The 12997-nt window shown below is 58.1% G+C and carries 16 protein-coding genes and 1 pseudogene; 15 read left to right on the forward strand and 2 right to left on the reverse strand.

The annotated features are described in order from the left end of the window. Positions 1 to 17 precede the first annotated feature (17 nt). The 7 genes from nifE to ACVMIH_RS36025 all read left to right on the forward strand — a co-directional run bounded on the left by nifE (position 18) and on the right by ACVMIH_RS36025 (position 5739). On the forward strand, positions 18 to 1664 hold the full coding sequence (nifE, locus tag ACVMIH_RS35995) for a nitrogenase iron-molybdenum cofactor biosynthesis protein NifE (RefSeq protein ID WP_456865016.1): 1647 nt from the start codon (positions 18 to 20) through the stop codon (positions 1662 to 1664). Between the two features lie 9 nt (positions 1665 to 1673). After that, a complete protein-coding gene (nifN, locus tag ACVMIH_RS36000; protein WP_456865018.1) occupies positions 1674 to 3080 on the forward strand; it encodes a nitrogenase iron-molybdenum cofactor biosynthesis protein NifN in 1407 nt (468 codons plus the stop codon). After that, positions 3077 to 3472: a nitrogen fixation protein NifX gene (nifX, locus tag ACVMIH_RS36005; protein ID WP_253624754.1), complete on the forward strand. Its 396-nt coding sequence runs from the start codon at positions 3077 to 3079 to the stop codon at positions 3470 to 3472. Before nifN ends, nifX begins: the two co-directional genes overlap by 4 nt. A 6-nt stretch (positions 3473 to 3478) precedes the next feature. After that, complete coding sequence (locus ACVMIH_RS36010; protein ID WP_456865020.1) at positions 3479 to 3943, forward strand: NifX-associated nitrogen fixation protein; 465 nt, start codon at positions 3479 to 3481, stop codon at positions 3941 to 3943. A gap of 8 nt (positions 3944 to 3951) precedes the next feature. Then, positions 3952 to 4149 (forward strand): CCE_0567 family metalloprotein, encoded by a 198-nt coding sequence (locus ACVMIH_RS36015; RefSeq protein WP_253624752.1) that lies wholly within the window; start codon positions 3952 to 3954, stop codon positions 4147 to 4149. Between the two features lie 16 nt (positions 4150 to 4165). Continuing rightward, positions 4166 to 4465: a ferredoxin III, nif-specific gene (gene fdxB / locus ACVMIH_RS36020; protein WP_456865022.1), complete on the forward strand. Its 300-nt coding sequence runs from the start codon at positions 4166 to 4168 to the stop codon at positions 4463 to 4465. A gap of 413 nt (positions 4466 to 4878) precedes the next feature. Further along, positions 4879 to 5739 carry a host specificity protein gene (locus ACVMIH_RS36025; protein ID WP_456865024.1) on the forward strand — a complete coding sequence of 287 codons (861 nt, stop codon included), beginning with the start codon at positions 4879 to 4881 and terminating at the stop codon, positions 5737 to 5739. A gap of 355 nt (positions 5740 to 6094) precedes the next feature. Here the strand turns inward: ACVMIH_RS36025 and ACVMIH_RS36030 are convergent, their stop codons facing one another. After that, complete coding sequence (locus ACVMIH_RS36030; protein WP_456828155.1) at positions 6095 to 6295, reverse strand: hypothetical protein; 201 nt, start codon at positions 6293 to 6295, stop codon at positions 6095 to 6097. A gap of 147 nt (positions 6296 to 6442) precedes the next feature. Between ACVMIH_RS36030 and ACVMIH_RS36035 the strand changes: the two are divergent. After that, positions 6443 to 6839 (forward strand): annotated as a pseudogene (locus tag ACVMIH_RS36035) (Rieske (2Fe-2S) protein). Positions 6840 to 6848: 9 nt separating this feature from the next. Here the strand turns inward: ACVMIH_RS36035 and ACVMIH_RS36040 are convergent. Next, positions 6849 to 7439, reverse strand: a complete 591-nt coding sequence (locus ACVMIH_RS36040) for a hypothetical protein (protein WP_456866614.1) — start codon at positions 7437 to 7439, stop codon at positions 6849 to 6851. Between the two features lie 274 nt (positions 7440 to 7713). Between ACVMIH_RS36040 and ACVMIH_RS36045 the strand changes: the two genes are divergently transcribed. The 7 genes from ACVMIH_RS36045 (at position 7714) to ACVMIH_RS36075 (ending at position 12749) form a co-directional block, all read left to right on the forward strand. Then, entirely contained in the window at positions 7714 to 8034 is a 321-nt protein-coding gene (locus tag ACVMIH_RS36045; protein ID WP_163154771.1) for a HesB/IscA family protein, read from the forward strand. Further along, positions 8034 to 8330, forward strand: coding sequence for a NifU family protein (locus tag ACVMIH_RS36050; protein WP_456828157.1), 297 nt, complete (start codon positions 8034 to 8036; stop codon positions 8328 to 8330). Before ACVMIH_RS36045 ends, ACVMIH_RS36050 begins: the two co-directional genes overlap by 1 nt. After that, positions 8282 to 9532: a cysteine desulfurase NifS gene (nifS, locus tag ACVMIH_RS36055; RefSeq protein ID WP_456865026.1), complete on the forward strand. Its 1251-nt coding sequence runs from the start codon at positions 8282 to 8284 to the stop codon at positions 9530 to 9532. The genes ACVMIH_RS36050 and nifS overlap by 49 nt, the downstream gene beginning before the upstream one ends. After that, a complete protein-coding gene (gene nifT, locus ACVMIH_RS36060; RefSeq protein ID WP_253624742.1) occupies positions 9529 to 9753 on the forward strand; it encodes a putative nitrogen fixation protein NifT in 225 nt (74 codons plus the stop codon). The genes nifS and nifT overlap by 4 nt, the downstream gene beginning before the upstream one ends. Positions 9754 to 9767: 14 nt before the next feature. Beyond that, positions 9768 to 10613 (forward strand): SIR2 family NAD-dependent protein deacylase, encoded by an 846-nt coding sequence (locus tag ACVMIH_RS36065; RefSeq protein WP_456866617.1) that lies wholly within the window; start codon positions 9768 to 9770, stop codon positions 10611 to 10613. 342 nt (positions 10614 to 10955) lie between these two features. Beyond that, complete coding sequence (nifB, locus tag ACVMIH_RS36070) at positions 10956 to 12515, forward strand: nitrogenase cofactor biosynthesis protein NifB (protein ID WP_456865028.1); 1560 nt, start codon at positions 10956 to 10958, stop codon at positions 12513 to 12515. Between the two features lie 9 nt (positions 12516 to 12524). After that, positions 12525 to 12749, forward strand: coding sequence for a 4Fe-4S binding protein (locus ACVMIH_RS36075; protein WP_128970651.1), 225 nt, complete (start codon positions 12525 to 12527; stop codon positions 12747 to 12749). The last annotated feature ends 248 nt before the right edge of the window (positions 12750 to 12997 follow it).

The raw sequence follows: 12997 nt of genomic DNA on the forward strand, positions 1-12997 counted from the left end.
TGCTGAGGGGAAAGCGGATGAGTTCGCTAGCGGCCACGGTCCAGAATATCTTCGACGAGCCGGGCTGCGCCAAGAATGGCAGTAAGTCGAAGGCTGATCGCAGGAAGGGCTGCACCAGGCAACTGCAGCCGGGCAGTGCTGCGGGCGGCTGCGCCTTCGACGGTGCCAAGATCGCGCTGCAGCCGTTTACCGATGTCGCTCACTTGGTGCACGGTCCGATTGCGTGCGAAGGCAACTCTTGGGACAATCGCGGCTCGGCGTCGTCTGGCTCAAATCTGTGGCGGACCGCATTCACAACCGATCTGAACGAAACCGATATCGTATTCGGAGGCGAGCAGCGGCTGTGCAAGGCAATCACAGAAATCATCAATAAGTGGGACCCTCCCGCGATCTTCGTCTATCAGACTTGCATCCCGGCGATGATCGGCGACGATATCGATGCGGTTTGCAAGGCTGCGTCTCAAAGGTTCGGAAAACCAGTTATCCCGATCAATTCCCCGGGGTTCGTTGGCTCCAAGAACCTGGGTAACAAGCTCGCCGGCGAGGCTCTGCTCGAACATGTCATCGGAACGCAGGAGCCGGACTACACAACGCCGTACGACATCAACCTGATCGGAGAATACAACCTTTCAGGAGAGCTCTGGCAAGTGAAGCCATTGCTGGACGAGCTCGGAGTCCGGATTCTCTCCTGCATCTCTGGAGACGGAAAGTATCGCGAGGTCGCTTCTTCTCATCGTGCGCGGGCGGCGATGTTGGTCTGCTCAAAATCTATGATCAACGTCGCACGCAAAATGAAGGAACGCTACGGGATCCCGTTCTTCGAGGGGTCGTTCTACGGTATCCAGGATTCGAGTGATTCGCTTCGCCAGATCGCCCGCTTATTGGTCGAGCGCGGCGCCCCCGAAGAGTTGCTCGGGCGCACTGATGCGGTGATCGCGCGCGAGGAAACGCGCGCCTGGGCTGCCATCGAACCGTACAAGCCACGATTCAAAGGCAAGAAGGTCTTGTTGATTACCGGCGGCGTCAAGTCATGGTCGGTCGTGGCGGCACTGCAGGAAGCCGGTCTCGAATTGGTCGGAACCAGCGTGAAGAAATCGACCAGGGAGGACAAGGAACGCATCAAGGAGCTGATGGGGCAGGATGCCCACATGATCGAGGAGATGACGCCGCGCGAAATGTACAGAATGTTGAAAGAAGCGGAAGCGGACATCATGCTGTCGGGCGGCAAATCGCAGTTTGTCGCACTGAAGGCGGCGATGCCCTGGATCGATATCAACCAGGAGCGGTGCCATGCCTATCTGGGCTATCTTGGAATGGTCAAATTGGTGGAGGAGATCGACAAGTCGCTCTCCAATCCGATGTGGGAGCAGCTGCGTCGACCTGCGCCATGGCAGGTCTTGGCGAAGGCGATGGTGCAGATGCGATCACCGCTGGCCGAGATCGCTTGCGATCCTGCGCTCGGCGAAACGGCGCGCCGAGCCAAGGAGATCTGCTGCTGCAACAAGGTCGATCTCGGAACAATCGAGGATGCAATCACCGCGCATGGCTTGATCAGCGTGGAAGCTGTCAGAGAGCACACCAATGCGGTCGGCGGCTGCTGCAACAGACGCATCGAGGGAATCTTGGCGGCCTCACCATCTGCCCTGCCACAGGCCGCAGAATAAGGACCTGTTATGGCCCTCGTCAAAGCGTCTACTAAATCTTGTGCGGTCAATCCGCTGAAGATGAGCCAGCCGATCGGCGGAGCCTTCGCCTTTATGGGGTTGCGTGGGGCTATGCCGCTTCTGCATGGTTCGCAAGGCTGTACATCCTTCGGGCTCACGCTCTTCGTGCGCCATTTCAAGGAAGCAGTACCGCTGCAAACCACCGCTATGAGCGAGGTCGCAACCGTGCTTGGCGGCTACGAGAATCTCGAGCAGGCGATACTCAATATCCACAGCCGAGCCAAGCCAAAGATCGTGGGGATCTGCTCGACCGGGGTTACAGAGACCAATGGCGACGATGTCGATGCCTACCTCAAGCTGATCCGGGACAAGCATCCGCAACTTGCAAAATTGCCGCTGGTCTATGTCTCGACACCAGATTTCAAGGGAGCGTTCCAGGACGGCTGGGAGAAGGCTGTGGCGCGCATTGTGGAGGCGTTGGTCGAGGGGCCGGGCGTAAGTGGACTGCGCGACCCGTCCAAGGTGAATGTTCTTCCAGGATGCCACCTCACCCCCGGTGATCTAGACGAACTCCGGGCCATCCTGGAGGATTTCGGGTTGCGGCCGTCCTTTTTGCCTGATCTGGCAGGCTCGCTTGATGGGCATATCCCCGATGAGTTTACGCCGACAACCATAGGCGGCATCGGCATCGACGAAATTGCGAGCATGGGACGCGCTCAATGGACGATCGCAATTGGCGCACAGATGCGACGCGCGGCGGAGGTCCTGCAGGCCAAGGCCGGCGTGCCATTTCGCCTGTTCGAACGGCTTTGCGGTCTCGATCCCAACGACGAATTTATCACCTTTTTGAGCGAGATCAGCGGCCGGCCCCTACCGGTGAAATATCGGCGTCAGCGTGGCCAGCTCACCGATGCAATGCTGGACGCGCACTTCCATATTGGTGGTCGCAGAGTTGCGATCGCCGCCGAGCCAGACCTCCTGTTCGACCTATCCAGTATGCTGCATGACATGGGTGCGCAGGTGACCGCAGCAGTGACAACGACGCAGTCGGTCGTTATTGAGCGAGTCAAGGCCGAGGAGGTCCTCATTGGCGACCTCGAGGACCTCGAAGAACTCGCCGGAACCAAGCAATGCGACCTACTGGTCACGCATTCGCATGGCAGGCAAGCGGCGGCTCGGCTGAAAATCCCGTTCTATCGCGCGGGTTTTCCGATGTTCGATCGGCTTGGAGCAGGACACCAGCTATCCGTCGGCTACCGTGGTACGCGTGATATGATCTTCGATATCGCCAATCTCGTGATTGCTGACCGCGAGGAGAACCATCAGCCAACGCCCGATAGCTGGCGGGCTCCGGCCGCACTACCACGACGAGCCGGCCACAGCTTGCCTGGCACAGCTGAGAGGTCGATTGCATGAAGGTCGCCTTCGCTACGCAAGATCTCAGACGGGTCGATGCACATTTTGGATGGGCAAAGAACATCGCAATCTATGATGTCACGCCGGGCGGGCACGTCTTTCTTAAAGCAATTGAGTTCGAGGGCGATCTCAAGGAAGACGGCAACGACGATAAGTTGGCGCCGAAGATCGAGGCAATCAAAGATTGCGCAATTTTGTACGTCGCCGCCATCGGTGGTGCTGCTGCCGCGCGGGTGGTGGCCAACAAGATCCATCCTATCAAGGTGAACAAGCCGGAAAGTATCCTAGTGCTGCTTGAAAAGCTTCAGGACGTACTGAAGGGAACGCCACCTCCCTGGCTGCGCAAGGCCATGGCCAAGGACCAGCGCCGCGCGTTTGAGTTCGACGAATGAGGTGAGATGACCGAAGAAATAGTGCGGCAGGGTAGCGGCATCGACGCGCCGTTCCTCATGGAGCTGATCAAGATTTGGCGCGCTCAGGATGCCAACGGCGCCTGGACGAACAAGAGCGATCTCGACCTGCTCGAACCCTATGTCTTGGACAAGGAGAAGCGGCGCGCCCTGCCGATTGTCGGCGATCCCGATCCCGACACGCTGTGGCGGCTTGAGTTGTTCTTCGACGCGGTCGCGATCTCGATCGAGAGGGTCACCGGCGTGATGATCCAGCCCATTATGAAGCTGCATCATGAAGGCTTCGGCCGCGTGGTGTTGATCGCAGGCCGTCTGATCGCCGTTAACAAGCAGCTACGCGATGTGCATCGTTTTGGCTTCGTTAATCTCGTAAAGCTTGCACAGGAAGGCGACAAATATGTCAACGACGGAATCGAGATGGTTCGCAGATTTCCGGACGTGGCGAACTATTGAGGGCGCTCATGAGTGATCGTGACGCATTGAAAGCAGAACTGAAGAAGCTGTCAGGAAAAGCGCTGCAAGCCAAAATGGATTTGCACGACCTGTCGGAGGAATTGCCTGTCAACTGGGGCTCGATCATGACGGTGGCGCAGAAGGCGTACGATGCCTATGCCGAACTCGAGCGCAAGAGCCATGATTTGAAGGCGCTGGAAAAATAACCAGAGGGACTGACTTATGTCATTTGCAGCGCGCGATGGCCGCGAGTGGATACCGCAATACTTGACATCGATCGATGACAAGAAGTGCATCGGTTGTGGCCGCTGTTTCAAGGTGTGCGGTCGAGATGTCATGACTTTGAAGGGAATCAGCGAAGAGGGCGAGCTTGTCGATCTAGACGATGACGCGGACGATGAGATCGAAAAGAAGATCATGGTTCTAAATGATCAGGGCGCCTGCATCGGCTGCGGCGCCTGCGCAAGGGTGTGCCCGGCCAATTGCCAGATCCACACCTCCGTCGGAGCTGAAGTCGCGTGAGCGAAGACCGCCCCGTCGAGCAGCAGCAGAGGATAGTGCACTCACATGCGCCGCCTGCGGATGACGCGCACGTGATTAGTGAGCTCGCCGCTTTGATCGGGCCATCGTGCTCAAACCTCCGAGACCAAGTGACTTGGAAATGATTGATTGGGTATTTTAGTTGGTTGAGAGTAACAACGTCGAGCGGCACGTCGTTGACCGCCCGTCCGCGACAAGGGACACGCAGTTCATCTATCCAGTCGAGCCTTAAGGCGGCCGAGTCGTTGTCTGTCTTCCGGCGGATGCCTTGCCGAGCCCGTGGTGGGCCGGTGGCGTGGTAAGCTTGTGGTCAGCTAGAGATTGTATCCTCGTCGGCAGAGCTTGCGCGGCACGAGCTCGATTGCGTGCAATTCGCCGATAGGAGAACGATCCGGATGTATGGCAGAATCGTTGGCTCATCCAGCCAGTCCACAAGCGCTAATCAGGCTGATGATTCGAGCGAGGCGGGAGATAGCCCCCGTTTTGCGGAAACAGTTGCGCGCATGGAGCGAGGTGGGTCGTCGTCGGGGGCCGCGGCGCCATACTCTCTGAGTTCCGATCCACCCATTATCGAAATCCACGAACAAGACGACTTCATGGATCTCGTGGAGAGATACTTGCGTCGCGATATCATGGACATCGCAGACAACCCACAAGAAGAGTACCCTGAGTTTGTCTCGAAGAAAGCTGAGTGGGCTGCAACTGTTGCTGGAGCCTATGCCAACACCTACCATGACCCGAATAGACCCGCGCGGTTCTTCAGCTATCAACTGGGTAACGAAAGTGTCGGCCTGCTAGCAGTGGGTGGCCCGGTCCGGATCAAGGGAGACCGGTTTCGAGAACAGTTCGGGCGTAACGATATCACGTCCGTCGTAGATCTACGCGTTACTCACCCGCTTGTCGAAAACGCAGGCGATATTCTGCTCGAGCATCAATTGCGATTGGACGGCGATCATCCATTGGTATTGTCACGTCCTGCCCGACCGGGGATGGAGCCCCGTCTGGCTGAAATGGGTTTTGTTCACGTGGCTCAAAATCACTGGGTGCTCGACCCTCACCAGCATCCCGAAGTGTGGACGAAGAACGAGAACGACAAGTGGCAGCGAGTAGACAAGCCTACAAAATATCTTTCCAAAGTCGAAGAGGCCCGCAGCGGTCGTCAAGAGAGCGTTGAGACGGACTCATCTGACGATGACCCTTCGTTTTACTTGGAGCGCGAACTTCGACGAATGGCTGTTGAAGACGATTCGGAATAATCGGAGTGCGGCGGAACTGATCGGTTTTTCGCCATAGCTCGCGCACGAGCAGAAGTCGTAGCCTTGAAGGGGGCGTGCGCCACGTCGCGCTCCCTTATGCTTGCCAGATACCGGTTCGCGAGTTGGTTGGTGGAGCTGAGCCGGCCTTGTGTCATACGTGCCGGAGGGCCTGCGGCGCCGAGCCAGCGGGGCTTTGGTACGGTTTGGGAGAGGACCTGCTTTAGTCCGGCTTTTTGAGCGGCAATCTGAGGCAAATGCGAGAACCGATTGCGCGCACGAAATCAGTACTTCCGTTGAATCCGGTATCACTTAGGCGGTTGCGAAGTTGGCGATCGTGAAAATCGTTTTGCGACGGCTAGCGCGAGGTGCCCGGATCGGGTGTGCGACGAAACGGACGTTCCAGCATACGATGAAGCGTCTTGTCGGGCTCGTCCAGCAAATGGACGAAATTATCGGTAAAATAGAACATCAGCTTTATAGAGACGCCCGAGAGCGCCAATGCGCGTACGCCGAGAGGCGGAATGGATCGCTGCGCCAGGAGCAGCGAGTTGCGCACGCGCTTGCGATTCTGCTAGCCGGTCAAGTCGTGCGGCAGCGCTAAGGCTGTGCGTCGGGCTAGGAGGAAGCCGAGCAGCAGTCCTATGGTTCTTGCAAGCACAAGGCACAGGAACAGTGCAGAGCCCTTGGGATAGACGAGCAATAAATGCAGGTAGATGCTATTTACGCGATTTGTGGTTTTAACGACATTCCGAGCCGCAAGGCCATGGGATTCCATTTTATGGTCCTCGATCATGACGGCAATCACCGGCCGTGGTCCATCGTTGTCGTACGCTGGGGCAAGAAGGTGCTTGGCTATGTCAATAGATGCCCGCACAACGGCATTGCTTTGGACTGGGGAACGAAACGAGTTCCTCGATCCATACGGCGTCCGGTGGATGTGCGGCAAACACGGATCCACCTTCGAGCTCGGAACCGGGCTGTGCGTCGATGGTCCGTGTAAGGGCAGAACGCTCACGCCGATCGCCTTGACAGTTCTGGATGGTGATATCTGTGTCGTCGGCGTGCGTCTTGTCGAAGACGGTGCGTCCCGGAACGAATGACGTCCGCGCTCAGACCGGCCGGTTCTCGTTGCGGTTTTTTACCGGCTCCATCCTTTTCAGCCCGTCTTCGTATGAGATTTCGTCGTAGGACAGATCGAGAGTCTTTGCCGCATCGAGGAGGTAATCAAGCTTACCGCCTGCATCAAGCTTCTTGAGGTCGTCCTTGTTGAGCCCGACCAGGTCCATCATTTCCTTCCAAACAGTGGATTCATCGCACGGCAGGACGTGGAAGGTAATGCCACCGAGCTTGATGTGGTACTTCGCCAGCAGATCGATATTGTTGCAGAACAAGAAATAACTGCCGTGGGGGCTTAACGCACCATCAAGCACCGCCGCGACATCAGCAAGATAGGCGAAGGAGTGCAGGTAGCCGGCCAGCACCGGAATAGTGCCTTCTCCGTCCTGCGCAACGGTCAGAACCTGTTCGATCGAATAGTCCGGCGGTCGCTTCTCGTCCGCGACTTGAGTCTGAAATTTTAGTGCTATGTCGCCGCGAAAGCCAAACCGGCCCGGCTTGGTCGTTCCGCCCTTGAGTACAGCATTGAGCAGGCGGCCCTCCTTTTCAAGTCGACCGAGTGCTGTGTTCTCGATTGCAGTCATTAAATTCGTCCTCGATTTGAGCTTTTCACCGGCGCGCTGGCCGATGCCAGGTGCAATGCAAATAGCTTGCCGCCGCATCCGTAGCGACCTCCAGCCTTGCCTCGAAACAAAACGTGTATACGAGAGGCGATCGTCCTAGGCAGCGTTGTCACGAACTCGACACCGGTCCTGAAGCCGACAGATGCGATCAAAAAAAGTAAGCGGGATCAACCTTGTGCACGCTGGCACATGACTTGCCATTGTCAGCCAGACCTAAGCTCATGAGAGGTAATCCATGATCAACCTGACAGATAGCGCAGTGAGTGCCATCAAAGGCGCGATGGCATCATCGACGCGCCCGATCGGCGGCTTGCGCATTATGGTCGAAGCAGGCGGCTGCAATGGGTTCAAATACAAGATGGGCTTGGCCGAGGTGCCGACGCTTGGTGACACCGTGATCGAATGCGGCGGTCTGAAGGTGTTTGTCGAGAGCAAGAGCCATGAGCATCTGGTCGGCACGACCATTGATTTCGTCATGGCGCCGGAGAGCTCCGGCTTCACCTTTCAAAACCCGAACGCCACCGCGAGCTGCTCTTGCGGCAAATCGTTTAGCTGATGAAGAAGAAACATCGCAGCATGCTGGCCGAACCGGAACAAGTATGGCAATCGTCGGCCACTCCGCGACAGCTTCGCATTCGCGGCGCAATCGGACAGATGCGATCGAATCTGCATGGCGACTGTCGGCTCATCGGGACCAATAGCCACAGGAAAATCATCGGTCTGGCCGGCGCATCCGCGTTCTGTAAGCTTCCTAGGCTGACGCTGGACCGCATTCAGACGAGGCTGGTCGACAAGCTCGGCGAATGCGTTCGTCTCGTCCCGATTGCGGCTGTCGGCGAGGCCCTGGATTGAGTGGGACCCAAGTGCCGATTTACCTCGACAATAATGCAACGACGCGGACCGATCCATCCGTGGTGCAAGCCATGTTGCCGTTCTTCACCGAGCAATTCGGCAACGCGTCATCCACGCATGTTTTTGGCGGCGAAGTCGCAGTCGCCATGAAGCAGGCCCGGGGTAGATTACGGGGGTTGCTAGGCTGCGCATACGAGCATGAGATCGTTTTCACCTCGGGAGGGACCGAGGCCAACAATGCCGCGATTCTCTCTGCGCTTGCGACCCAGGAAGGCCGCGACGAGATCGTCACCACCTCAGTCGAGCACTCTGCCGTTCTCGCCGTAGCCGAGCAATTGGCGGCAAGCGGAGTCAAGACGCATGTCGTACCGGTAGATTCCCGCGGCCGGCTCGATATCGAGGCGTTTCGCGGCGCGCTCGGACCAAGGACAGCGATTGCCTCCGTCATGTGGGCCAATAACGAGACCGGTACGATATTTCCTGTAGAGTTTCTTGCAGGGTTGACCCATGAGGCGGGCGCGCTGTTTCACACCGATGCGGTCCAGGTCGTCGGCAAGATGCGCGTAGACCTTAAGGATAGTGCGATCGACATGCTGTCGCTATCCGCGCACAAACTGCATGGTCCCAAAGGCATCGGCGCGCTATATCTGCGCAAAGGGACAAGTTTCCGGCCGCTGATCTGGGGCGGATCCCAGGAACGACGGCGCCGCGGCGGAACGGAGAATATTCCCGCAATCGTCGGCCTTGGAAAGGCTGCAGAGCTCGCGGCGGAGCGGCTTGAACCGGAGCGCGTTCGCATTGCTGCGTTGCGCGACCGCCTGGAGCAGGGGATACTGCACATTGGTCAGTGCATTGCGCTCGGCGATATCAGTAACCGGCTGGCGAACACGACCAATATTGCCTTCGACCATCTCGAAGGCGAAGCGATCGCCCATCATCTCAATCGGGCCGGCATTGCTGTGTCGCTCGGATCAGCCTGTAACGCGGGCTCAATGGAGCCATCGCATGTCTTGCGGGCCATGCAGGTGCCGGCGTGGAGCATGCGTGGCGCGGTGCGCTTCTCGCTATCGCGAGAAACCTCATTTGCAGAGGTCGACGAGGTCGTGTGCGCCGTGTCTGACATCGTGGCTCGCCTGCGCGCCGCTTCGCGGGAGTCGGCCCGCTTGGCCAGCCATGGTTCACAGTCAAGGAGTTCAATGTGAAAATCATGATCCGCCGGTCTCCAGAGGCAGGCCTGTCGATCTACGTACCAAAGAAAGATCTCGAGGAGCCGATCGTTGAGTCCGAGTATGAGACGCTCTGGGGTGGGTGGATCAAAATAGCCAACGGTTGGGTACTCGATTTGCCCAAGATGGCGAGCGATACAAAATTACCAATCACAATCGACGCCAAAAAACGAGGAGCGGACGGAGAGGGTCAGTGAAGGGGCCTCGGCGGATCGACTTGGTCGATGCAGCTGAGGCTAGGACCATTCTCGTCGACATCGCTGCCGGGCTAAGGGCTGCGCGCGTGGTGCCCTATCTCGGTCCTGGCCTCACCGAACTGTCCAGATCCGATGTGCCGACCTCGCCCGAGGCGCTGGCCGACTTCTTCGCCAGCAAGGTTGCACTGCCTCGGCGGGCCAAAGGCAATGCATGGGCATCGGCGCAGCATATCGAGGTCAGCAAACATCGCTCTACGCTGACGACATTGATGGTGCAGGCCTTCGCTCGGTCAGCGGAGCCGACGCCGTTACATCATCATTTCGCGTCCCTGTCGCTTCCCGTCATCGTCGATGCATGGTACGACGGCGCAATGCGCGCCGCGCTGGGCAAGCGCGAGGGCTGGGGTGAAGTTCAGGGCATTACCCGTGCCGGCATTGGCGAGAATCGTTGGTACCGCTTCTATGATTTCTCTGGCCAAGAGGTCGACAGTGCCGTGGCCGGTAGCTGGGCGACAGTGCTCTATAAGCCGCATGGCAGCGTGCATCCAGCCAACAACTTCCTGATCTCCGATGCTGACTATGTCGAGGCCTTGACCGAGATCGACATTCAGACGCCAATTCCGGACATCATCAAGGAAAGGCGGAGCGGACGGGCCTTTCTCTTCATCGGTTGTCGCTTTAACGACCAGCTGTTGCGCGGTTATGCGCGGCAGATTATCAAGCGCTCGGGTGGCGCCCACTATGCGATCGTCGATCCGGACACGCTGTCGCGCAACGAGCTCCGTTTTCTGCTCGAACAAGGTCTGGCGCCGATTGCGATTCGGCTCCCTTGCGCGGTTGAGATACTGCTCACCCGTTAGATGTGCGAAGCTGGATAGCCCGACTGGTATCACCAGTTGTGAGTGGGGGCGGCGCACGAAAGGCCCGCTCAGATGGAGCCGGGTGTTGCGCGCGCTTTGCGGCCATCATTGATGCGCCAGCCCCGCGAAGCTCTGAGTGAGGATGGGGACGCATCTGTCGCATTCTTAACAAGCGTATCATTGCGGCTCTTACATGTCTCAACGTCGACCGGGTCCGCTAACGCTATGACAAACCGACGAAAGTGCGTCTTCTGCGCCGTGGCATGTGAGTTGCTATGTCTCGTCTAGAGGCTCGCTCACGGATGGTCCTGGGAAGCCAATGTGCCTGCGGGGAGAAAGAGAATGAATGCGGTCGTGGGGGGCGGAGGATACGCCAAAGCTGCGCTGGATAACGGCACGATGATGCAGTCTGCCGCCGAGCAACAGGGCTGTCGCACCGCAGCCAAGACCGCCCAGGCAGGCTGCGGGTCACGGACAAGCCAAGGCGATCTGCCGAGCGAAATCTGGCAAAAGGTGAAGAATCATCCCTGCTACAGCGAAGAGGCGCATCATCATTACGCCCGCATGCATGTGGCGGTCGCGCCGGCCTGTAACATCCAGTGCAATTACTGCAACCGCAAATATGACTGCGCCAATGAATCTCGCCCGGGCGTGGTGAGCGAGAAGCTCACCCCCGAGCAGGCGGTGAGAAAAGTGCTCGTGGTCGCGACCACCATTCCGCAGATGACCGTGCTCGGAATCGCTGGTCCCGGCGATGCTCTCGCCAATCCAGAAAAGACGTTCAAGACATTCGAACTGGTCGCCAAGGCGGCGCCCGACATCAAGCTGTGTCTGTCGACCAACGGACTGGCTCTGCCGGACCATATTGACACGATCACCAGGTCCAGAATCGACCACGTCACCATCACTATCAACACGATCGATCCCGAAATCGGCGCCAAGATCTATTCCTGGATCTTCTTCAACCATAGACGCTACACCGGCATCGATGCGGCGAGGATACTCATCGACCGTCAGCTGCAAGGACTGGAGATGCTTAGCGAACGGGGGATCCTGGGCAAGGTCAACTCGGTGATGATCCCCCACATCAACGATCAGCACCTGGTCGAGGTCAACAAGGCGGTGAAGGCCCGCGGTGCCTTCCTTCACAATATCATGCCGCTGATCTCCGCGCCTGAGTACGGCACGGTGTTTGGCCTAAACGGTCAGCGGGGGCCGACGGCGCAGGAATTGAAGACGCTGCAGGATGCTTGTGAAGGGAAGATGAACATGATGCGGCATTGTCGCCAGTGCCGCGCTGATGCTGTCGGACTGATCGGAGAGGATCGCAGCGCAGAGTTCAGTACCGATCAGATCATGAAAATGGACGTCAAATATGACCTTGGGACGCGCAAGGCTTATCAAGACAGGGTGGAGGATGAGCGGGCCGCCAGCGTCGTGGCCCACCAACAAGAGCTTACACAGTTCGCCGGCGAGACGAGCGCGATCACGGTTCTGGTGGCGGTCGCAACAAAGGGCGCGGGACTCATCAACGAGCACTTTGGGCATGCAAAGGAATTCCAAGTATATGAACTTTCTACATCCGGCGCCAAATTCATCGGTCACCGTCGCGTCGACGTCTACTGCCAGGACGGTTATGGCGAGGAGGACAGGCTTTCGACCATCATTCGTGGCATCCATGACTGCCATGCGGTGTTCGTGGCCAAGATCGGTGGCTGCCCAAAAAGCAACCTGATCAAGGCCGGGATCGAGCCAGTCGATCAATACGCGCATGAGTTCATCGAGAAGTCGACGATCGCCTGGTTCAGGTCCTATCTAGACAAGGTGAAGAGCGGCGATGTCCAGCACGAGAAGCGCGGCGACGCCGCGATCCGCCAGGGAGCTCTGATCTCCGCGGCGTAAGGGGGATATATGCCATTCAAGATCATCGCCTCTCAGTGTACCAGCTGCTCAGCTTGCGAACCCTTATGCCCGAACGTTGCCATCTCGGAAAAGGGAGGAAGCTTTGTCATCGAAGCGACGAAATGCACCGAATGTGTTGGCCATTTCGACGAGCCGCAATGCGCCGCGGCCTGTCCGGTCGACAATACCTGCGTAATTGACACTTCCTTGCCCCGCTATCAGGCGCCAGCCTAGGACGCGAGCTTCCATGAACGGCATACCAAGAGCTGGGGCTGAAAAAGTTGCAAACTTCGTGCGGCGCGTTGTCAACACCGCAGGTCTCGGCCTTCGCACCTCCCTTCGCGAAGACGACTGCTCCGGATGTCCCCGCGATCGTGCTGCTGCTCGCCGGCAGCGGAGCGTCGGCAGGCATTTCATTTGGCGCGGCAGGCCAAAACCGCCTCTCAGCTCCGAGCGTAGGCTTCTGGGCAGCGCCGTTATCG

The sequence above is a fragment of the Bradyrhizobium sp. USDA 4503 genome (assembly GCF_054055815.1).

Excerpts from the sequence above, each read along its gene's own strand:
- nifE (WP_456865016.1), top strand. The coding sequence starts at position 18 with ATGAGTTCGCTAGCGGCCACGGTCCAGAATATCTTCGACGAGCCGGGC.
- nifN (WP_456865018.1), top strand. The coding sequence starts at position 1,674 with ATGGCCCTCGTCAAAGCGTCTACTAAATCTTGTGCGGTCAATCCGCTG.
- nifX (WP_253624754.1), top strand. The coding sequence starts at position 3,077 with ATGAAGGTCGCCTTCGCTACGCAAGATCTCAGACGGGTCGATGCACAT.
- ACVMIH_RS36010 (WP_456865020.1), top strand. The coding sequence starts at position 3,479 with ATGACCGAAGAAATAGTGCGGCAGGGTAGCGGCATCGACGCGCCGTTC.
- ACVMIH_RS36015 (WP_253624752.1), top strand. The coding sequence starts at position 3,952 with ATGAGTGATCGTGACGCATTGAAAGCAGAACTGAAGAAGCTGTCAGGA.
- fdxB (WP_456865022.1), top strand. The coding sequence starts at position 4,166 with ATGTCATTTGCAGCGCGCGATGGCCGCGAGTGGATACCGCAATACTTG.
- ACVMIH_RS36025 (WP_456865024.1), top strand. The coding sequence starts at position 4,879 with ATGTATGGCAGAATCGTTGGCTCATCCAGCCAGTCCACAAGCGCTAAT.
- ACVMIH_RS36040 (WP_456866614.1), bottom strand. The coding sequence starts at position 7,439 with ATGACTGCAATCGAGAACACAGCACTCGGTCGACTTGAAAAGGAGGGC.
- ACVMIH_RS36045 (WP_163154771.1), top strand. The coding sequence starts at position 7,714 with ATGATCAACCTGACAGATAGCGCAGTGAGTGCCATCAAAGGCGCGATG.
- ACVMIH_RS36050 (WP_456828157.1), top strand. The coding sequence starts at position 8,034 with ATGAAGAAGAAACATCGCAGCATGCTGGCCGAACCGGAACAAGTATGG.
- nifS (WP_456865026.1), top strand. The coding sequence starts at position 8,282 with ATGCGTTCGTCTCGTCCCGATTGCGGCTGTCGGCGAGGCCCTGGATTG.
- nifB (WP_456865028.1), top strand. The coding sequence starts at position 10,956 with ATGAATGCGGTCGTGGGGGGCGGAGGATACGCCAAAGCTGCGCTGGAT.
- ACVMIH_RS36075 (WP_128970651.1), top strand. The coding sequence starts at position 12,525 with ATGCCATTCAAGATCATCGCCTCTCAGTGTACCAGCTGCTCAGCTTGC.